Annotated in this window: 15 protein-coding genes and 1 pseudogene; 10 read left to right on the top strand and 6 right to left on the bottom strand. The window is 73.7% G+C overall.

Features of this window, described 5'->3' with window-relative positions:
- The first annotated feature begins 70 nt into the window (after positions 1–70).
- Positions 71–958 (top strand): alpha/beta fold hydrolase, encoded by an 888-nt coding sequence (locus GPA10_RS20300; protein WP_343041132.1) that lies wholly within the window; start codon positions 71–73, stop codon positions 956–958.
- A 2-nt stretch (positions 959–960) separates the two neighbouring features.
- Positions 961–1,713 carry a VWA domain-containing protein gene (locus tag GPA10_RS20295; RefSeq protein ID WP_058851665.1) on the top strand — a complete coding sequence of 251 codons (753 nt, stop codon included), beginning with the start codon at positions 961–963 and terminating at the stop codon, positions 1,711–1,713.
- Positions 1,714–1,739: 26 nt separating this feature from the next.
- Here GPA10_RS20295 and GPA10_RS20290 read toward each other — a convergent pair whose 3' ends face one another.
- Positions 1,740–2,315: a MarR family transcriptional regulator gene (locus GPA10_RS20290; protein ID WP_246259457.1), complete on the bottom strand. Its 576-nt coding sequence runs from the start codon at positions 2,313–2,315 to the stop codon at positions 1,740–1,742.
- 35 nt (positions 2,316–2,350) lie between these two features.
- On the opposite strand from GPA10_RS20290, the pseudogene GPA10_RS20285 reads away from it, so the two are divergent.
- From GPA10_RS20285 to GPA10_RS20275, 3 genes and pseudogenes are all read left to right on the top strand, one after another.
- Positions 2,351–3,217, top strand: a pseudogene (locus GPA10_RS20285) (MFS transporter); the annotation flags it as partial.
- Between the two features lie 10 nt (positions 3,218–3,227).
- Positions 3,228–3,431, top strand: coding sequence for a cold-shock protein (locus GPA10_RS20280; RefSeq protein ID WP_055701108.1), 204 nt, complete (start codon positions 3,228–3,230; stop codon positions 3,429–3,431).
- A gap of 293 nt (positions 3,432–3,724) precedes the next feature.
- Entirely contained in the window at positions 3,725–5,161 is a 1,437-nt protein-coding gene (locus tag GPA10_RS20275) for a DEAD/DEAH box helicase (protein WP_425505789.1), read from the top strand.
- 196 nt (positions 5,162–5,357) lie between these two features.
- Here the strand turns inward: GPA10_RS20275 and GPA10_RS20270 are convergent, their stop codons facing one another.
- The gene (locus tag GPA10_RS20270; RefSeq protein ID WP_343041131.1) at positions 5,358–6,260 is read right to left on the bottom strand and encodes a hypothetical protein; all 903 of its coding nucleotides are present in this window, start codon (positions 6,258–6,260) and stop codon (positions 5,358–5,360) included.
- Between the two features lie 260 nt (positions 6,261–6,520).
- On the opposite strand from GPA10_RS20270, the gene GPA10_RS20265 reads away from it, so the two are divergent.
- From GPA10_RS20265 to GPA10_RS20250, 4 genes are all read left to right on the top strand, one after another.
- Positions 6,521–7,318, top strand: coding sequence for a S1 family peptidase (locus GPA10_RS20265; RefSeq protein WP_058851662.1), 798 nt, complete (start codon positions 6,521–6,523; stop codon positions 7,316–7,318).
- Between the two features lie 220 nt (positions 7,319–7,538).
- The gene (locus tag GPA10_RS20260) at positions 7,539–8,195 is read left to right on the top strand and encodes a response regulator (RefSeq protein WP_157166694.1); all 657 of its coding nucleotides are present in this window, start codon (positions 7,539–7,541) and stop codon (positions 8,193–8,195) included.
- On the top strand, positions 8,192–9,427 hold the full coding sequence (locus tag GPA10_RS20255) for a sensor histidine kinase (protein ID WP_157166693.1): 1,236 nt from the start codon (positions 8,192–8,194) through the stop codon (positions 9,425–9,427). Before GPA10_RS20260 ends, GPA10_RS20255 begins: the two co-directional genes overlap by 4 nt.
- A 173-nt stretch (positions 9,428–9,600) precedes the next feature.
- Entirely contained in the window at positions 9,601–12,699 is a 3,099-nt protein-coding gene (locus GPA10_RS20250) for an endo-alpha-N-acetylgalactosaminidase family protein (RefSeq protein WP_157166692.1), read from the top strand.
- Between the two features lie 17 nt (positions 12,700–12,716).
- Here the strand turns inward: GPA10_RS20250 and GPA10_RS20245 are convergent, their stop codons facing one another.
- The 4 genes from GPA10_RS20245 to GPA10_RS20230 form a co-directional block, all read right to left on the bottom strand.
- A complete protein-coding gene (locus GPA10_RS20245) occupies positions 12,717–13,577 on the bottom strand; it encodes an NAD(P)H-binding protein (protein WP_343041130.1) in 861 nt (286 codons plus the stop codon).
- A 205-nt stretch (positions 13,578–13,782) separates the two neighbouring features.
- Positions 13,783–16,287, bottom strand: coding sequence for an aminopeptidase N (gene pepN / locus GPA10_RS20240; RefSeq protein WP_157166690.1), 2,505 nt, complete (start codon positions 16,285–16,287; stop codon positions 13,783–13,785).
- An 84-nt stretch (positions 16,288–16,371) separates the two neighbouring features.
- Positions 16,372–16,734, bottom strand: coding sequence for a chorismate mutase (locus GPA10_RS20235; protein WP_058851659.1), 363 nt, complete (start codon positions 16,732–16,734; stop codon positions 16,372–16,374).
- 11 nt (positions 16,735–16,745) lie between these two features.
- Positions 16,746–17,648 carry a helix-turn-helix domain-containing protein gene (locus tag GPA10_RS20230; protein WP_157166689.1) on the bottom strand — a complete coding sequence of 301 codons (903 nt, stop codon included), beginning with the start codon at positions 17,646–17,648 and terminating at the stop codon, positions 16,746–16,748.
- Between the two features lie 181 nt (positions 17,649–17,829).
- Here GPA10_RS20230 and GPA10_RS20225 point away from each other — a divergent pair, with 181 nt between their 5' ends.
- The gene (locus GPA10_RS20225; protein WP_157166688.1) at positions 17,830–19,659 is read left to right on the top strand and encodes a glycoside hydrolase family 35 protein; all 1,830 of its coding nucleotides are present in this window, start codon (positions 17,830–17,832) and stop codon (positions 19,657–19,659) included.
- The last annotated feature ends 110 nt before the right edge of the window (positions 19,660–19,769 follow it).

Raw genomic sequence — 19,769 nt, 5'->3', positions numbered from 1 at the left:
TTTTTCGGGCTTTCCGCGCCCGCCCGCCCCCTCGGCGGGGCGGGCGGGGGCGGTGGGGGACCATGGGCGGGTGACGATCATCAGCGAGGAGCGGGCCCCGGCTCCGTACACGTACGAGAACACCTCACGCACCCGCCGGGCCGGTGGTCTCGTGCTGCACTTCCACGAGGCGGGTCCCGCGGACCCCGGTGCGCCGGTGCTCGTGATGCTGCACGGTGGCGGGCCCGGTGCCACCGCCTGGTCGGCGTTCGGCGCCTCGCTCGCCGCCTTCGCGCCGCGCTTCCGGGTGCTCCTCGTCGACCAGCCGGGCTTCGGCCGGTCCGACAAGCCCGAGCTCGACAAGGACTTCTTCGCCTTCAGCGCGGACGCGGTCGCCGCGCTCCTCGGCGAACTCGGCGTCGCCGAGGCGCACTTCGCGGGCGCGTCCCTCGGCGGCGGCGTCTGTGTGCGGATGGCGCTGGACCACCCGGGCCTCGTGGACCGGCTCGTCCTGACGGCGCCCGCCGGTCTCGCGCTGAACCTGTTCACCGCCGAGCCGACGGAGGGCGTCAAGCGGCTCCTCGACGTCACCCTCGCCCCCGAGCCGACCCGCGCGCACGTGCGCGGCTTCCTCACCTCCCTCGTGCACGACCCCGCCCTCGTCACCGACGAACTCGTCGAGGAGCGGTACGCGCGCGCCGCCGACCCCGGGGCCAGGCTCGGCGCCCGCCGGATCGGGGCCGCCTTCGGCAAGTGGCCCGAGACGGGCATGCTGTGGCGCGAGGCGCACCGGGTCACCGCCCCCACGCTGCTGACCTGGGGCCGCGAGGACCGGGTCAACCCCGTCGACGGCGCCTTCGTCGCCCTCAAGGCCATGCCCGACGCCAGGCTGCACGTGTTCCCGCGCTGCGGGCATCTGGCGTACGAGGAACGCGCGGCGGAGTTCCAGCGGCTCGCCCTCGACTTCCTCGGGGGCTGACGGTGGACGCGGCCATCAGCCTGGAGAAGGTGCAGGCCACGGCTCCGCGCCTGGTCAGCCTGTACAAGACCGCCGGCGAGCGGCTGCGGGCGCGCGGGCTCGGCGGCGAGCGTGCCGCCGTGTACCTCGTCGTGGACCACTCCGGCTCCATGCGGCCCTACTACCGGGACGGCAGCGTGCAGGCGCTCGCCGACCGCGTCCTTGGCCTGTCCGCGCACCTCGACGACGACGGTGTCGTCCCGGCCGTCTTCTTCTCCACGGACGTGGACGCGATCGCCGACATCGAACTGGCCGCTCACCACGGCCGGGTCGAGGAGATCGTCGCCGGTCTCGGCCACATGGGGCAGACCAGCTACCACCTGGCGATGGACGCCGTCATCGACCACTACCTCGACAGCGGCGGCGGCGCCCCCGCCCTCGTCGTCTTCCAGACCGACGGCGGCCCGCTCAGCAGAGCGGCCGCCGAGCGGTATCTGTGCAAGGCGGCGAGACTGCCGCTGTTCTGGCAGTTCATCGGCTTCGGCAACCCCGCGAGCAAGCAGTTCGACTATCTGCGGGGGCTGGACGAGCTGGCCGTACCGGCCCGGCGCGTCGTCGACAACTCCGGGTTCTTCCACGCCGGGAAGGACCCCTTCGCCCTGTCCGACGACGAGCTGTACGACCGCCTGCTCGGCGAGTTCCCGCGCTGGCTGGCCGCCGCGCGCGCACACGGGATCGTCCCTCCGGCCGCCGGAGGTTCGACCGTACGTCCATAGCCCTGGTGGGGGCGGTACCAGGGGGGCTACCGGGAGAGCCGGGCCGCCGCCCGGTGCTGCCGCTCCGCCGCGCCGTCCAGGAAGCGGATCACCGTCTCCAGCTCCGCCGTGGTGAAGTCGGCGCACAGCTCCTCCACCTCGCGCGCCCAGTCCGCGAAGACCTCCGCCATGCCCGCCATCTTCTCCATGCGGATCTCGACGAGCACCCGCCGCTTGTCCGTGGGGTGCTTCACCCGGCGGACGTAGCCCTTGGTCTCCAGGCGGTCCACGAGGCCCGTCACGGACGCGGGCGCGAGGCCCGTCTCGGCGGCGAGGTCCTTGGCGGTGAGCGGCCCCTTGCGCATCAGCAGGTCGAGCGTCTTGCTCTCGGTGGCGTTCAGGCCCTGCCGGGCGGCCACCGCCGAGTGGAACATCACCGTGACCGCGCTGTTGGCCCGGCCCGACGCGGCCAGACGGGCCATGACGCCGGCACGCTCCGGGTCCCGGTCCCCGGCGGGCTGCGGGGCGCAGTCCCCGGCGGGCTCCGGGCCACGGCCTCCGACGGGCTCCGGGGCCCCTTCCCCTCCGGGCTCCGGCTCCTGCGGCGTACGGCTCTTCGGCATGCGCCGAGCCTAGCGAAAGCTTCGTTCGGTCGAACGAAAGACTTTGCGGCGCCGTGGGCGTCCTGGTGCAGCTCTTCTTCGCCGTCGGCATGCAGGGCTTCTTCCCGGTCTTCGCGATCTGGCTGCAGGGCGGCGAGGGCTACACGCCGATGCAGGCCGGGCTCGTCACCGTCGCCTTCTCCGTCGGCGGCTTCCTGACCGCGCCCGCCGCCGACGGGCTCGCCGTGCGCTTCGGGCGGTTCGTGCTCGCCGCCGGGGCCCTGCTGATGGCGGGCGGCTTCGCCTGGGTGTGGTCGGCGGTGACCGGCGCGAGCGCCGCGCACACGGGGGCCTGGCCGCTGGTGCCGGGGCTGGTCGTGGCGGGGGCCGGGCTCGGCCTGCTCGTCGTGCCGCTGGTGAACGTCGTCCTGTCGGCTGTGCCCGGTGACATCGCGGGCGGCGCCTCCGGCATCTTCTCCACGGCGCAGCAGTTCGGCGGCGCCCTCGGTGCCGCAGCCATCGGCACGGTCTTCTTCCGCCACGTCCCCGCCGGGGCGCCCGCGCGGGACGGGGCGGCGCCCGCGCTCACGGACGCCCTCGACGCGGCGATGCCGTGGGTGGTGGCCGCGTTCGCCCTCAGCGCGGTGCTGTGCCTGGCGCTGCCGGGGCGGGCCGCCGGGCGCGCCGCCCTGACGTACCCCGTCCCCGGCGGCCCCCCGCTGCCGGGGACGGGGCACGTGTTAGTGTTGAGCGTTGCAGTTTTGGTACCCATGAACTTTATGTGCGCCTGCCGGGATGCTCCGAGGGCGCATTATTTTGTTTCTCCGGCTCTTTCGGGCCGGACTCCGGTCTCTCCGGATGGGGGTCAATGCGGCGCCGGGAGGACCACAATTCCGTGGCTCTCCTTAATCTGCCCCTGTTGAGGAGATTGATATGGCAACCGGAACCGTGAAGTGGTTCAACTCGGAAAAGGGCTTCGGCTTCATCGAGCAGGACGGCGGCGGCCCCGACGTCTTCGCCCACTACTCGAACATCGCCACCCAGGGCTTCCGTGAGCTCCTGGAGGGCCAGAAGGTCTCCTTCGACGTGACCCAGGGCCAGAAGGGCCTGCAGGCCGAGAACATCGTTCCCGCCTGATCGTCGCGGATCGCGAACCTCGCAGCCGGGGCCCGCACCTCCACGGTGCGGGTCCCGGCTCGTGTGCTGTCACCGGCCAGGAAGGCTGCCCCATGAATCGCTCCGACCGTCCCGCGCGCCCCGCCCGCCGGCGCTCAACGAATGCCCGCACGGCAGGCTCGGCCACGCGTGGCGCGGGAGGCTCCGCGGGGGGCTCCTCCACTTCCCGTGGCGCGACCGGGGGCTCCGCCGCCCGCGGCGCTTCGGCGGGCTCGTCCGCCCGCGGCAAGAGCGGCGACGCCGGTAAGCGGCCGGTGAACGGTGGCGGCCGAGGCGGCCGCAAGCCGTCACGGCCCGCGGGGCGCACCGCCCCCGCGGACTTCGCGCTGCCCGAGACCACGACCCCCGCGCTGCCCGCCGTCGAGGCCTTCGGCGACCTCGACATGCCCGAGGCGCTCCTGAAGACCCTCGCCGCGCAGGGCGTCACCACGCCGTTCCCGATCCAGGCCGCGACGCTGCCGAACTCGCTCGCGGGCCGTGACGTCCTCGGCCGCGGCCGCACCGGCTCCGGCAAGACCCTGGCCTTCGGCCTCGCCGTGCTCGGCCGCACCGCGGGCCGCCGCGCCGAGCCCGGCAAGCCCCTCGCGCTCGTCCTCGTCCCCACCCGTGAGCTGGCCCAGCAGGTCACTGACGCGCTCGCGCCGTACGCCACGTCCGTGAACCTGCGCGTCAGCGCCGTCGTCGGCGGCATGTCGATCAACAAGCAGGCCGCGACGCTGCGCCGCGGCGTCGAGGTCCTCGTCGCCACCCCCGGCCGCCTGAAGGACCTCATCGAGCGCGGCGACTGCGCCCTCGGGCAGGTCCGTGTCACGGTCCTCGACGAGGCCGACCAGATGGCCGACATGGGCTTCCTGCCGCAGGTCACCGCCCTGCTCAAGCAGGTGGAGCCGGACGGCCAGACCATGCTGTTCTCCGCGACCCTGGACCGCAACGTGGACCGCCTCGTACGCGGCTACCTCAGCGACCCCGTCGTGCACTCGGTCGACCCGTCCGCGGGCGCGGTGAGCACGATGGAGCACCACGTCCTGTACGTCGCCGACGAGACCGACAAGAAGGCCGTCGCGCTGCGCATTGCCGCCCGCGAGGGCAACGTCATCCTGTTCCTGCACACCAAGCGGGCCGTGGACCGTTTCACCAAGCGGCTCCTCGCCAACGGCGTGCGCGCCTCCGGGCTGCACGGCGGACGCTCGCAGCCCCAGCGCAACCGCACCCTGGAGCAGTTCAAGAGCGGTGAGGTCACCGCGCTCGTCGCCACCAACGTGGCCGCCCGCGGCATCCACGTCGACGACCTCGACCTGGTCGTGAACGTGGACCCGCCCGTCGACCACAAGGACTATCTGCACCGCGGCGGGCGCACCGCGCGGGCGGGGGAGTCCGGACGTGTCGTCACGCTCGTCCTGCCCGACGAGAAGCGCGAGGTGGCGCGGCTGATGTCCGACGCGGGCATCAGCCCGCAGACGGTGGCGGTCCGCTCCTCCTCCGAGGAACTGGTGACGATCACCGGTGCCCGCGAGCCGTCCGGCGTGCCGGTCGTCATCGCGCCGCCCGTGCAGGTCCCGGCCCAGCGCAAGAGCTCGGGCGGCAGGCCCTCCGGCGGGGGCAGCGCCTCCGGCACGGGCGGCGCCGCCCGCCGCCGGGGCCGCGGCGGCCGCGGTCGCCGGGGCGGCCAGAGCCGCAGCGCGGCGGCCTGAACCGAGAGCACGACAGGGGCGACACCCGGGCGCGGACCGTACTCGCGCTCAGGTGTCGCCCCTGTCGTGTCGTACTGGAGGCGCGCTCAGGCACCGCCTCTGCCGTGCCCCCGCGGCGCGCTCAGGCACCACCTCTGCCGTCCCCCCCCGCAGCGCGCTCAGGCACCGCCCCTGCCGTGCCCCCCGTGCGGCGCGCTCATGTGTCGCATTCGAGCACCGTCCGGCACAGCCCGCACCGGGCCCGGACGCGCCCCCGTGCGGGGACCCGGATCCGCTGGTGGCAGGTGGGGCACGGGAAGGTCACCCGCAGCGGTCCGGTGCCGTCGGAGCGGGAGAAGGAGTAGGGGCCGCCGGGGCGCGGACCGGCCGCCGCGCCGCGGTCCTGGGCCTGGCGGCGGTCCTTCGCGTACCGCCGCCTGCCCGCCCAGCCCGCCGCGGTGAGCGGTGGCTGCTGCTCGTCCTGCCGGGCCCGCGCGAGCCCCTTCGTGTACGCCGTGTACGCCTGCGGGCTGGTGAACCACGTCTCGGGTGCCTCGCCGAACGCGAGGGCCCGCTTGGCGAGGACGTACCCGAACTCCTCCGGCGTCAGATAGCCGAGCTTCTGCGACGTGGCCCGGTCCTCGCGGTAGGCGTCGAGCAGCAGCCATCCCGCGCCCAGATACGTCGTCGCGGTGTCGGTGAGGATCTCGTTGTCCCGGGTGCCGGGGAAGGAGAGGTCGAGGCGGTGCAGGTACACATGCATCACCTCGTGCGCTAGGGCCGCGCCGATGTCCCGCCGGTGGGTGCGGAAGCGGTCGTTCAGCTCGATGAAGTACTCGGGGCCCGCGGCCAGTTCGACGTTCGCCGCGTGCTGCATCTCGCGGAACGACACGATCATGCGGGCGTCCGGGAGCCGCAGATGGCGCACCATCTCGCGCGCGATCCGCTGCACCCCCAGGTGCAGGTCGTCCGTGTCGCAGAATGCCACGTCCGCGGGGGCCACGCTGGTGTCGAAGGTGTGCACGGTGTCGTAGGAGAGCCGCCGGTACAGCGCCGTGACGGCCGCGCGCACCGTCTCCAGATGGGGATAGCCGTGTGCCACGGGTCCGCCGTCCGCCACGCCGCCACCCCCTGACCCGCCGAGCCGCTGGGCCGCTCCGCGCGCGGAGTCCCATTCGTCCTCACTCTACGGGGGTTGCGCGCACCGCTTACCAGCCCCGGCGCCAACGCCTGGCCGAAAACCGCCCCTTGTCGCCCGGTCGTGGCCCTCCCCATAATCCAACAACGCTTGGCGGGCTCATGCCATGCAACGCCCCCGGCACGTGCGGCATGGCCCGCCGCGTGCGCAACCCCCCACAACTCCCACGAAGGGGCAAGAAGTTGAAGACGAAGTTCCGTGGTTTCAAGAGAGCCGCTGTTCTCGGGTCGGTCGCCCTCGGCGTCGCCAGCCTTCAGCCCGTTGTCGCCCAGGCCGCCCCGCACCCCGGCCCCAACCCCGGTGAGAGCGTCGTCGGCGGTACCCGTGCCGCCCAGGGCGAGTTCCCGTTCATGGTCCGTCTCTCGATGGGCTGCGGCGGCTCCCTCCTCAAGCAGGACGTCGTCCTGACCGCGGCCCACTGTGTCGACGGCTCCGGCAACAACACCTCGATCACCGCCACCGGCGGCGTCGTGGACCTGCAGAGCTCCAGCGCCATCAAGGTCAAGTCCACCAAGGTCCTCCAGGCCCCCGGCTACAACGGCAGCGGCAAGGACTGGGCGCTCATCAAGCTCGCCAAGCCGATCAACCAGCCCACGCTGAAGATCGCCACCAACACCGCCTACAACAGCGGCAACTTCACCATCGCCGGCTGGGGCGCCAACCGCGAGGGCGGCGCGCAGCAGCGCTACCTGCTCAAGGCCACCGTGCCCTTCGTGAGCGACTCCGCCTGCCAGTCCGCCTACGGCGGCGACATCATCCCCGGCGAGGAGATCTGCGCCGGCAAGCTCAACGTGGGCGGCGTCGACACCTGCCAGGGCGACTCCGGCGGCCCCATGTTCCGCAAGGACGACGCCGGTGCCTGGATCCAGGTCGGCATCGTCAGCTGGGGCAACGGCTGCGCCCGGCCGCAGTACCCCGGCGTCTACACCGAGGTGTCGACCTTCGCGGCCGACATAACCCGGTACGCCAACCAGCTCTGACGCACCGGCTCCGACGCACCGGGCACCCCACAGTGCCCGCACGGTGAGCAGTCGAGTCGAGTAGTGGAGTCGCGGGGCCGGGTCGCGGAACGGACCCGGCCCCGTTTCCCGTGCCCCGCTCCGGCGTGCGCCGACTGTCCGGCCTCCCGCTGAGTATGTCCGCATATGGGACACTCGGGGCGGTACGGAACGGACTTCGGGGAACGGCGGGCGGCAGCACATGGCGATCACGGTGGTCATCGCGGACGACCAGGAAATGGTCCGCACCGGCTTCCGCATGATCCTGGAGAGCCGCCCCGACATCGAGGTCCTCGCCGACGTCGTCGACGGCGAGGACGCGCTCGCCGCCGTCCGGGACCACGACCCCGACGTGCTCCTCCTCGACATCCGCATGCCCCGCCTCGACGGACTGGAAGTCACCCGCAGGCTCACCGCCGACGGCGCGGTGCGGCCCCGCATCGTCATCGTCACCACCTTCGACCTCGACGAGTACGTGCACGCGGCCCTGGGCGCGGGCGCCAGCGGGTTCCTGCTGAAGAACGCGAGCCCCGCCATGCTCGTGGAGGCCGTACGCGCCGCGGCCGTCGGCGACGCGCTCGTCTCACCCGCGATCACCGTGCGGCTGCTGCGGGAACTGGCCCCCGGCGCGGCCCCCGCGACGCGCACCCCCGCCGAACCCCTCACCCAGCGCGAACGGGACGTCGTCCGCGCCCTCGCCCGCGGCCGCACCAACAACGAGATCGCCGCCGAACTGTTCGTCTCCCTGTCCACGGTCAAGTCCCACCTCGCCAACGTGCAGGCCAAGCTGGACGCCAGGAACCGCGTCGAGATCGCCGCCTGGGCCTGGGAGAGCGGCCTCGCCACCCGCACCCCATGAACCCCCGCCCGCACCCCCCGGCGCACCCCGCACGGCACCGCCCCGCCGGACCCGGACTCCTCGACCGGTACGCGCGGCTCCTGGACCGCCACCCCGAGCGCCGCACCGCGGCCCGCCTGCTGCTCGCCACCGTGCTCGTCCTCCTCGTCACCGCCGAGGGCCTCACCCTCGCCGACCGGCCCACCGGACCGCGCGCCGCCGTGTGGACCGCGGGCATCCTGTGCTGCCTGTGCGCCGTGCCCTGGGCCCGGCCGCCCCTGGCCGTGCGCGCCTGGACGGCGGCCGGTGTCTCCTGGGCGGCCACGCTGTACGCGTTCGTCAGCGCGCGCCCGCAGACCGTCTGGGGCACGGGCGAGGCCATCGCGCTGCTCGTCCTGCTCACCGGCGTCCTGCTGCGGCTGCCCGCGCGGCCCGCCGCCGTGCTCGGCCCGCTGCTCGCCCTCGCCTGCGTGGCCGCACCCGTACGGGACGCGTCCCCCGGCCGCTTCACGCTGCTGTTCTCCGCGCTCGCCGCCGTGGTCAGCGCGTTCTCGCTGCTGCTGCGGGCTCAGCAGGCGCAGCGGGAGCGGGACGTGGCGGCGGTGCGCGCCGCCGAGCGCCTCGACCTCGCCCGGGAGCTCCACGACCTGGTCGCCCACCACGTCACCGGCATCGTCGTGCAGGCCCGCGCCGCGTCCTTCACCGCGGTCGGCGCCGACGCCGCGGCCGGCACCTTCACCCGGATCGCCGACGCGGGCGACGAGGCGCTCGGCGCGATGCGGCGCCTGGTGCGGGTGCTCCGCGAGGGCGAGGCCCGCACCGCGCCGCCGGCCGGGCTCGCCGCGCTGCGGGACCTCGCGGAGACATTCTCCGCCACCGGGCCGCCGGTCGCCGTGGCGGTGGAACCCGGCCTTCAGGAGCGGCTTCCGGCCGATCTCGCCGCCACCGCGCACCACATCGTGCGCGAGGCGCTCACGAACGTCCGCAAGCACGCCGCCGGGGCGACATCGGTGCAGGTCGGCGTGCGGGTCGTCGACGGCGGCCTGGAGGTCCGCGTCACCGACGACGGCGGCGGGCCGACGGACCAGCACCCTGCCCCCTCCGAACACCCCGGCGACCGCGGCGGCTTCGGCCTCGCCGGCCTGGAGGAACGCGCGACGGCCCTCGGCGGCACCCTGACGGCGGGCCCCGCCGCGGCGGGCGGCTGGGAAGTGCGGGCGGTGCTGCCGTACGGGCAGGGCGCGGGCGGGTAGCGCGGGGACCGGCGGGCGGACGGGGCGGGAGCGGCCCCGGCAGCGGCGCGGCCGTCAGTGCCCCGCGCGCCGGACGTTAGTCCAAGACCTCTCCCGTCTTTGTCCATGGGCGCCCTCGTCCCGCGCGGCGCATCGTGACCGACACGAATTCCGTCCCACAAAGGGGTGCGTTGATGCCGTCGTCACAGACGCCAGGGCCCGAGGCCGGGCCGAGCCGCAGAGCCGTGGTCGCCACGGGGGCGATCGCCGGGATCGCCGGGATCACCGGAGCGGGCACCGCGCACGCGGCCCCGGCCACCACGAACGCCGCCCCCGACGAGGCGGTCCTGCGCTCGTCCGCCCTCGACGTCCGCGTCGCCACCGGCTTCCCGCGCGTCGTCTCGTACACCGACCGCGCGAGCCGCGCCGTCCTGCACGGCCGGCCGGACCCCGTGACCACGCTCCTGATCGACGAGAAGGAGTACACCCCGAAGGTCACCACGGCCCTGCGCGGCGACCGCGCCATGTACACCCTCACCTTCGACGGCGGCACCCGCATCGACGTCGAGATCGCCGTGCGGGGCCGCCAGGTGCACTGGCGCGTCACGAGGATCGCCGACACCGCCGCCCTGCGCGTCGGCACCCTGCGCGTCCCCGGCCTCGCCCTGCTCTCCGTCCGCAGCGACCAGCCCGGCGCCACCCTGCTCGCCGCGAAGGTGCAGCTCGACAAGGCCAAGAGCGGCGACACCCTCGTCGCGCTGCGCCCCGACACGCCCGCCGGGGTCCCGACCGGCTGCGCGTACGCGGTGCTCGCGCACGACGGGCTCGGCGGCGCCGTCGAGACCAACACCGTCTACGACAAGCCCACCTCCGAGACCACCTGGGAGAACGGCCGCCTGTGGCACCACACCGTACGCAAGGACGGCCACGTCGAGACGAGCCTCACCCCCGGCCAGTGGACGCACCGCGCCGCCACCGCCCCCGTCGCCGCCACCGAGCCGCTGCCGTACGCGACCGTCGTCGTCACCGGCGACCGCAACGGCGACGGCAAGGTCGACTGGCAGGACGCCGCCATCGCCTTCCGCGACATCATGGTCACCCCGCTCGGCGCCGACGAGCAGCATCTGCGGGTCGTCCCGCACATCCCCTTCAACTTCGCCTCGCAGGCCACCAACCCGTTCCTCGCGACCCTCGACGACGTCAAGCGCGTCCACCTCGCCACCGACGGACTGCGCCAGTACACCCTCCTCAAGGGCTACCAGTCCGAGGGCCACGACTCCGCGCACCCGGACTACGCCGGGAACCACAACACCCGCGCGGGCGGCCTCGCCGACCTCAACACCCTCCTCGCCGAGGGCGCCAAGTGGAACAGCGACTTCGGCGTGCACATCAACGCCACCGAGTCCTACCCCGTCGCGAACGCCTTCTCCGACAAGCTCGTCGACAAGAGCGACGAGCAGTGGGACTGGCTCGACCAGAGCTACCGCATCGACCAGCGCCGCGACCTCGTCTCCGGCGACATCGTGCGCCGCCTCGCCGATCTGCGCCGCGAGACCCACCCGGCCCTCAACACCCTCTACATCGACGTGTTCCGCGAGTCCGGCTGGACCTCCGACCGCCTCCAGCGCACCCTGCGCGAACAGGGCTGGATGGTCACCAGCGAATGGGGCCACGGCTTCGAACGCTCCGCCCTGTGGTCGCACTGGGCCACCGAGACCGACTACGGCCCCGACACCTCCCGCGGCATCAACTCCCGGCTGATCCGCTTCATCCGCCACCACCAGAAGGACGTCTTCGCCGACAAGTGGCCCACCCTGCTCGGCGCCGCCCGCATGGGCACCTTCTCCGGCTGGACCGGCAAGACCGACTGGAACGCCTTCTACGACCTGATCTGGACGCACGCGCTGCCCGCCAAGTACCTCCAGGCGCAGCCCATCAAGTCCTGGACCGAGCACGAGATCACGTTCTTCGGCACCGGCGCCACCTCCGTCACCGACGCCGACGGCACCCGGCGCGTCACCACCGACGGCCACCTCGTCTACGACAACGGCACCTATCTGCTGCCCTGGGAGCCGCGCAGGCCCACCGACCCGAAGAAGCTCTACCACTACAACCCGCGCGGCGGCGAGACCACTTGGACCCTGCCCGAGGGCTGGTCGCACCTGCGCGAGGTCGCCCTCCACCGCCTCACCGACCAGGGCCGCGCCTTCGTCGCCGACATCCCCGTACGCGGCGGGAGGATCACCCTCGACGCCGCCGCCCGGCAGCCCTACGTCGTCCACCGCGCCCGCGTCCGGCGCGCCCCCGACCCCGACTGGGGCCAGGGCACACCCCTGCGCGACCCCGGCTTCCACGCCGGGAACCTCGACGCCTGGCACGTCACCGGACCCGCCACCGTCGAACGCAGCGAGCTCGGCGACCACGAACTGGTGATCGCCGCCGGTACCGCCGCCACCGTCAGCCAGCGCCTGCGCCGCCTCAAGCCCGGTACGTACGCCGCGTCCGTGCAGGTCGAAGTGGGGGAGAAGGCCGGGCAGCGGCGCCGCGCCGCCCTGGAGGTGCACACCGCCGACGGCGTCACCGCCGCCAACTGGACGCACACCTCCACCGCGGTCAACTTCGTCGCCGCCGACCGCAAGCACGGCACCCGCTTCCAGCGCCTGTTCACGTACTTCACCGTCCCCGACGGCGGCGGCCCGGTGCACCTCGCGCTGCGCGCCGACGCGGGCGACGCCCAGGTGCGGTTCGACAACGTGCGCGTCGTCGCCACCGGCGCACGGCCGCCCCTCGGCCGGGGCGTGCTCGCCCGCGAGGACTTCGAGGACGTGCCGCAGGGCTGGGGCCCGTTCGTCAAGGGCGACGCCGGGGGCGCCACCGATCCGCGCACCCACATCGCGCAGCGGCACGCCCCGTACACCCAGCGCGGCTGGAACGGCAAAGCCGTCGACGACGTCGTGGACGGCACCCAGTCCCTGAAGTCCCGCGGCGAGAACAAAGGCCTCGTCCACCGCACCGTCCCGCACACGGTCCGCTTCACGGCGGGCCGACGCTACCGGGTCTCGTTCCGGTACGAGAACGAGAAGGCCGGGCAGTACGCCTGGGTGACGGCCGTGGACGAGCCCGGAGCGCGCGAACTGTCCCGCGAGGCCCTGCCCGTGGCCACCGCGCCGACCGCGCTGTCCTACGAGTTCACCGCTCCCGCCGACGGCGAGGCCTGGGTCGGACTGCGGAAGGTCGGCGACGACGGCAAGGCGGAGTTCGTCCTGGACACGTTCGAGGTGCGGGAGGTGTAGCGCACGCCGGGGAGCCCTCAGGCGGCCCCCGCGCGGAAGTCGTCGGCGTGCTCCTCGGCCCACTGGGCGAACGTCCGCGCCGGACGTCCGGTGACCTCCCGCACGGTGGCCGTCAGGTCGGGGTCACTGTCGACGGCGGCGCCGAGGGACGCCAGGAACACCGGCAGCATCTCCGGCTCGATGTGCGGGAACATGTCGGGCGTCACCTCGTCCGGCGCGACCTCCACGTACCGCAGGTCCCGGCCGAGGGCCCGGCCCACCTGCCGGACCTGCTCCTCGGTGGTGAGGGCGGCGGGCCCGGTGACGCTGTGCGCGACGCCCGTGTGCGCCGCCGGGTCGAGCAGGGCACGGGCGGCGACCGCGGCGATGTCGTCCTCGTGGACCGGCGTCAGACGCAGCTTCGCGAACGGACCGCGGACCGTGTCACCGGCACGGATCTGCGCCGCCCACTGCCGCGCGTTGGTGCTGAAGGCCCCGGGCCGCAGGAACGTCCAGCCGAGGCCACTGGCCCGCACGTGCCCCTCCAGCGCCGCGTGCGCGTCGTACAGGGGATGCCCGGCGGCCTCGTCGTGGTCGACGATGATCGACGAGAGGACGACGACGTGCCGGACACCACCGGCACGCGCGGCATCGAGGAGCGCCGCGGTGTGGTCGCCACCCGCCGCCAGGTGCAGGAACAGCCCGGTGGCACCCGCGAACGCGCCGGCCATGGCGGCCGGTTCGGCCGTCGGCGCGAAGCGGACCGCCTCGGCGCCCGCGGGCAGGGCACCCGCACGCGCCGGGTCCCGGGTCAGGGCCCGCACGGGCACGCCCTCGGCGGCGAGCCGGGCGACGAGGGCACGGCCCACATTGCCGGTGGCACCGGTCACGACGATCACAGGAACTCCTCGGGTTCGGGACGGCACGGCCCGCGGCGGATCCGCCCCGGCCCGGCGCGCACCGGGGCTGTGCCGCCCCGGCCCGCCGCACGCCGTCAAGATCGACCCTAGGCAGCGCCGCACGGCCACCGGATCGTCACCTTGACGGAGATCACCCCCCGGACGGCCGGGACCGCGGACCTAGGCCGAGCGACCGAGGCCCCCCTCACCGCTGCCCGGCACCGTCCCGCACCCGCAACGCCCGCCGCAGTTCGTCCAGTTGATCGGCCAGGATGCGGCGAAGCGCGGGCAGGACGTCGGTGCGCTCCAGGCAGCGCTCGCCCAGGCGCAGCGTCTCCCCGTCCACGGCCGACCTCGGGAAGGCGAACCGCCCCGCGGCCTCCGCCATGGCGGGCCCGCGCCGGTCCGCGAGCGCCACCGCGTCCTCGAAGAAACGCGGCACATAGGTGCGCACGAGGGCCTCCTGCTCGGGCTGCCAGAAACCCTGGGCCGTGGCCGTGAACAAGTAGTTGGACAGCTCGTCCGACCCGAACATGGCATCCCACGCCTGCTGCTTCGCGCTCGCGTCGGGCAGCGCGGCCCGGCAGAGCGCGGCACCCTCCTGACCGGTCGCGCTCGGATCGCGGCGCAGCTCCGCCGCGATCGCACTCTCGTCGACCGCGCCGAGCGCGGCGAGCCGGCCGAGGATCCGCCAGCGCAGCTCCGGATCCAGCTCGGGCCCACCGGGCACCGCACCCTGCGACAGCCAGGTCGCCAAGGGCTCGGGCTGCGTCGCGGAGTCGATGACCCCCCGTACGGCGATGAGCCGCAGCCCCGGCTGCGAACCATCCTCCGTACGCCGGATCACGTCCTCGCACAGCGCGCCGATCGTGGCCAGGGCGGCGGTCCTGCCGTCGAGGGGCGTGTACCGGTCGGCGACGGCGAAACCGGCGAAGCCGAGGACACCCGCGACGAGGGCGAGGTCGCTCTCCGCGGGCAGATGGGCGCGGGCCGCCTCCAGATAGGCGGCGGGCGCCAGCTCCCCGTCGCGCACCATGTCGCGCAGCGCGTTCCACAGCACCGCACGTGTCAGCGCGTCCGGAACACCGGAGAGCGACGCGAGGACCGTCTCCTGCGACACCCCGTCCAGGCGCACCTTGGCGTACGTCAGGTCCTGGTCGTTGGGCACGACGAGCGCGGGCCGCCCGCCGTCGCGCGCCACGGGCCCCTCCTGCGACGGCACGTCCGTCTCGAACCGCTCCCGCAGGACCAGGGACCGCCCGTCGGACAGGTCCCTGTCGTACACGCCCACCGCGACCCGGTGCGGGCGGCTGCCCTCGCGGTCCAGGGCGAGGGTCCACTCGCGGCCGCTGTGCGTGACGGTGGGCCGGAACGTGTCCACGCCCGTGGTCCGCAGCCACGCCTGCGCCCAGCCGCGCACGTCGCGGTCCGTCGCGGAGGCCAGGTTGTCGATGAAGTCGGCGAGCGTGGCGTTGCCGAACCTGTGCCGCGCGAAGTGCGCGTTGATGCCCGCCAGGAAGTCCTTCTCGCCGAGCCACGCCACGAGCTGACGCAGCGCGCTCGCGCCCTTGGCGTAGGAGATGCCGTCGAAGTTGAGCATCGCCGACGCCGTGTCGGGGACCGCGTCCGGATCCGGCGCCACCGGATGCGTGGAGGGCCGCTGGTCCGCGTCGTAACCCCCCGGCTTGCGGGCGACACCGAAGTCGACCCAGGTGTCGGCGAAGCGGGTCGCCTCGGTCAGCGTCTGGTAGCCCATGTACTCGGCGAAGGACTCGTTCAGCCAGATGTCGTCCCACCACGCGAGCGTCACCAGGTCCCCGAACCACATGTGCGCCATCTCGTGCGCGACGACCATGGCACGGCTCTGGCGCTGGGTGTCCGTCACCGCCGACCGGAAGACGAACTCGTCCCTGAAGGTGACGAGGCCGGGGTTCTCCATGGCGCCCGCGTTGAACTCCGGAACGAACGCCTGGTCGTAGGAGTCGAACGGATAGGGCTCGGTGAACTTCTCGTGGTAGCGGTCGAAGCACGCCACGGTCACGTCGAGCAGCTCGTCGGCGTCCGCGTCCAGATACGGCGCGAGGGAACGGCGGCAGTGGAGGCCGAACGGCAGACCGCGGTGCTCGGTGCGCACCGAGTGCCAGGGCCCCGCGGCGACCGCGACGAGATACGTGGAGATCAGCGGGGTCGGCGCCGCCCGCCAGCGGCCCCCGCCCAGGTCCTCGACGACACCGTTGGCGAGGACCGTCCAGCCCTCCGGCGCGGTCACCGTCAGCGCGAACACGGCCTTCAGATCCGGCTGGTCGAACGCCGCGAACACGCGCTGCACGTCCTCCAGGAACAACTGCGTGTACAGGTACGTCTCACCGTCGGCGGGATCCGTGAACCGGTGCATGCCCTCACCGGTGCGGGAGTAGCGCATGACCGCGTCGACCCGCAGCTCGTGCTCACCCGCGGTCAGACCGCGCAGCGGCAGCCTGTTGCCGTCCAGGTCCGCCGGGTCCAGGGCGGTGCCGTCGAGCGTGACGGAGCGCAGCCGTGCGGGCTTCAACTCGACGAAGGTGTCGCCGTCCGCCGCGGCGCTGAAGGTGATCACCGTGCGGGAGTCGAAGGTGTCCTCGCCGGTGGTCAGGTCGAGATCGACCTCGTACCGCCATACGTCGAGGAGCTGGGCTCGGGTCTGCGCTTCGTCGCGCGTCAGAACGGACATCTGGCCATGGTGCCTGATCCCGCCGTGCGCCCGTCAGTGCGGGTACCGCCGTCCCGGATGCGCGGCGGCCGGTCCGCACGCCCCTCAGCGGTTGCCGTCCGCGATGCTCTCGTGGTGCCGGATCACCTCCCCGATGATGAAGTTCAGGAGCTTCTCGGCGAAGGCGGGGTCCAGCTTGGCGTTCTCGGCGAGCTGGCGGAGGCGGGCGACCTGACGGGCCTCACGGGCCGGGTCGGCGGGCGGCAGCTGGTGATTGGCCTTGAGGTGGCCGACCTGCTGGGTGCACTTGAAGCGCTCGGCGAGCATGTGGACGACCGCGGCGTCGATGTTGTCGATGCTGTCCCGTAGGCGGGACAGCTCGGCGCGCACGGCGGGGTCGACGCCGCCGCCCTCCGCCGCCCCCGTGCCGGTGGCGCCGTTGTCGTCACTGGTGTGGTGAGTGGTCATGGCAGCTGAGCCTACGTGCCCTCGGGCGCACCGCCGAAGGACGGCAGAGTGGGCGGATGTTCGGGATCGGGCACCTGCTGCGACCAGCCGCCCGGCACCGCCCGCCCCTGCTGCGCACGGAAGCGCACCGGAGCCGTCCCGACACGGCGGGTGAAGAGCCGCGAGAAGTAGGCCGGGTCGTCGTAGCCGACCCGCCTGGCGATCGCGGCGACGGGCAGCTCGGTGGCCGCGAGCAGTTCCTTGGCCCGGCCGAGCCGGATGCCGAGGAGATAGTCCTTGGGGCTGCACCCCGCGCCACGGCGCACGGCCGTGCGCAGTTCGGCGGGCGTCATGCCGTGCCGCGCCGCGTGCTCGGTCACCGAGAGCGCCGTGAACGCGTCCCGGGCCAGGGACTGCAGGACGGGGTCGCCGTCGGGGGCCATGTCGGCGCGGGCCCGGCGCAGCGCGACGAGCAGCTCGTGCACCGCCGCGCTGGTCTCCACCTCCAGGAGGGGGTTGCCGCGGCGGGCGGCGCGGGCGATGCGGCCGACGACGGCACGGGCCGCGTCCGGGTCGGCCAGCGGCACCACGGGCCGGTCCGGGTCGATGTAGCCGAGCTCCGTGTACGTCGCCGCCGCCGGGCCTGTGAAGTCCACGAAGCACTCGTCCCAGCCGGTCTCCGCGTCCGCGCCGTAGTGGTGCGGCACCCCCGGCGAGAGCCAGATCAGGGCGGGCGCCGTGACCGCCCTGCGCCGCCCGTCGGGAGCCCGGAACCAGCCGCTGCCCGCGCTGACGACGAGGGCGACGTGATGGTCGAGGGTGCGCGGCCCGACCTCCGGGAGCGTGCCGTGCTGCAGGCCCACGCCCAGACACACCAGACCGAGCCGGTGATGCACAGGGCTCGGAGTGAAATACCGCATCCAGGTGTGGTACATCCGCGGCTGCCCCTTTCCTCCCGATCGCCCGACGGTGCCACCACCGCGTGCCCGCCGCCGTCACCGCGTCGCCGCCGGGCGGCCGCCCGATCACTGCGTCCAACCCGGCTCGATCTTTGTCCATGGACCGTGCCGCCCGCCAGAGGCAATCGTGGCCGCAGCAGGGATCGGGAGGGACACGATGGACGACAGCGACAGCGACAACGGCCGGGGCGACGGCGGCCGGGCCGACAGCAGCCGGGCCTACAGCGGCCGGGGCGACAGCTTCAGGGTGGGCGCGGACCACTTCGAACTGGACGGGCGGCCCGTACGGCTGCTCTCCGGGGCGCTGCACTACTTCCGCGTGCACGAGGCACAGTGGGGGCACCGCCTCGCGATGCTCCGGGCCATGGGCCTCAACTGCGTCGAGACGTACGTCCCCTGGAACCTGCACGAACCCCGCCCCGGCGAACTGCACGACAGCACCGCCCTCGGCCGCTTCCTCGACGCCGCCCACGCCGAGGGACTGTGGGCGATCGTCCGCCCCGGCCCCTACATCTGCGCCGAATGGGACAACGGCGGCCTGCCGTACTGGCTGACGGCCGAGGTCGGCGCGCGCGCCCGCACCCGCGACGAGACCTATCTGGCGCACGTGGAACGCTGGTTCGCCCGGCTCCTGCCCCAGGTCGTCTCCCGCCAGCACGACCGCGGCGGGCCGGTGATCATGGTGCAGGTCGAGAACGAGTACGGCAGCTACGGCTCCGACCAGGTCTACCTGACCCGCCTCACCGAACTCCTGCGCGCCCACGGCGTCACCGCGGAACTGTTCACCTCCGACGGCCCCGAGGACCACATGCTGACCGGCGGGGGCGTCCCCGGCGTCCTCGCCACCGTGAACTTCGGCTCCCGCGCCCGCGAAGGCTTCGCCGCACTGCGCCGCCACCGCCCCGAAGGACCCCTGATGTGCATGGAGTTCTGGTGCGGCTGGTTCGACCACTGGGGCACCCGGACCGTCGTACGCGACCCCCGGGACGCCGCGGACGCGCTCCGCGAGATCCTGGAGTGCGGCGCCTCGGTCAACCTCTACATGGCCCACGGAGGCACCAGCTTCGCCGGCTGGGCGGGCGCCAACCGGGCCGGGGACAGCCTGCACGACGGCACCCTGCAACCCGACGTCACCTCCTACGACTACGACGCGCCCATCGACGAACACGGCCGCCCCACCGAGAAGTTCCACCTGTTCCGCAAAGTCCTCGCCCCCTACGCCGACACGCCGCTGCCCGACCCGCCCCCACCCCTGCCCGCCCTCACCGCACCCGCCACCGCCCGCTTCACCGACCGCGTCGCCCTGGACACCCTCGCCGACGCCCTCGGCACCCCCGAGACCGAGCACGCCGTACCGCCCACCTTCGAGGACCTCGGCGTCGACCGGGGCCTGGTCCGCTACACCGTCGACCTCCCAGGACCCCGCGAGCCCTACCCGCTGACCGTGCGCGGACTGCGCGACCGCGCCGTCGTCCACATCGACGGCCTGCCCGCGGGCATCCTCACCGAAGACGCCCCGACCTTGCCCGAACCCGTCGCCGGGCCCGCCCGCGTCACCCTCTGGACGGAGTCCCTGGGCCGCGTCAACTACGGCCCCCGGCTCGGCGAACCCAAGGGCGTCACCGGCGGCATCCTCCACGAACGCCAGTACGTCCACGGCGTACGGGCCGTCGGCCTCCCCCTCACCGCCTTCGACACCCCCGCCCCCGTCCGCGACCTCCCCGCCGACACCGGCCCCCTGCCCGGCGCGACCGGCCTCCACCGCGGCACCCTCACCGTCCACGACCCCGGCGACGCCGACCTCGAACTCCCCGGCTGGGGCCGCGGCTTCGCCTGGATCAACGGCTTCTGCCTCGGCCGCTACTGGGGCATCGGCCCCCAGCACTCCCTGTACGTACCCGGCCCCGTCCTGAAGGAGGGAACCAACGAGGTGTGGGTCCTCGAGGTGGAGGGAGCCGGGGGAGCGGGGGAGGTACGGCTGCGGTAGGAAGATCCAGCCCGTCCGGCGTTTGAGGACAAGGCGCGAAGCGCCGATACGGGGGTCCAGGGGGCGGAGCCCCATGGTTTCGGGAAGGGGCGGGACCGGGGAAAGCCCCG

The sequence above is a fragment of the Streptomyces typhae genome (genome assembly GCF_009755605.1).
Taxonomy (GTDB): domain Bacteria; phylum Actinomycetota; class Actinomycetes; order Streptomycetales; family Streptomycetaceae; genus Streptomyces; species Streptomyces typhae.
Note: the sequence above shows the minus strand (reverse complement) of the source record. Positions and strands in the feature narration are given on the sequence as shown.

What these genes read in the sequence shown, in the direction of transcription:
- GPA10_RS20290 (WP_246259457.1), bottom strand. Translation starts at nt 2,315, where the DNA reads ATGCCGAAGAGCCGTACGCCGCAGGAGCCGGAGCCCGGAGGGGAAGGG.
- GPA10_RS20280 (WP_055701108.1), top strand. Translation starts at nt 3,228, where the DNA reads ATGGCAACCGGAACCGTGAAGTGGTTCAACTCGGAAAAGGGCTTCGGC.
- GPA10_RS20260 (WP_157166694.1), top strand. Translation starts at nt 7,539, where the DNA reads ATGGCGATCACGGTGGTCATCGCGGACGACCAGGAAATGGTCCGCACC.
- GPA10_RS20255 (WP_157166693.1), top strand. Translation starts at nt 8,192, where the DNA reads ATGAACCCCCGCCCGCACCCCCCGGCGCACCCCGCACGGCACCGCCCC.
- GPA10_RS20250 (WP_157166692.1), top strand. Translation starts at nt 9,601, where the DNA reads ATGCCGTCGTCACAGACGCCAGGGCCCGAGGCCGGGCCGAGCCGCAGA.
- pepN (WP_157166690.1), bottom strand. Translation starts at nt 16,287, where the DNA reads ATGTCCGTTCTGACGCGCGACGAAGCGCAGACCCGAGCCCAGCTCCTC.
- GPA10_RS20235 (WP_058851659.1), bottom strand. Translation starts at nt 16,734, where the DNA reads ATGACCACTCACCACACCAGTGACGACAACGGCGCCACCGGCACGGGG.
- GPA10_RS20230 (WP_157166689.1), bottom strand. Translation starts at nt 17,648, where the DNA reads ATGTACCACACCTGGATGCGGTATTTCACTCCGAGCCCTGTGCATCAC.
- GPA10_RS20225 (WP_157166688.1), top strand. Translation starts at nt 17,830, where the DNA reads ATGGACGACAGCGACAGCGACAACGGCCGGGGCGACGGCGGCCGGGCC.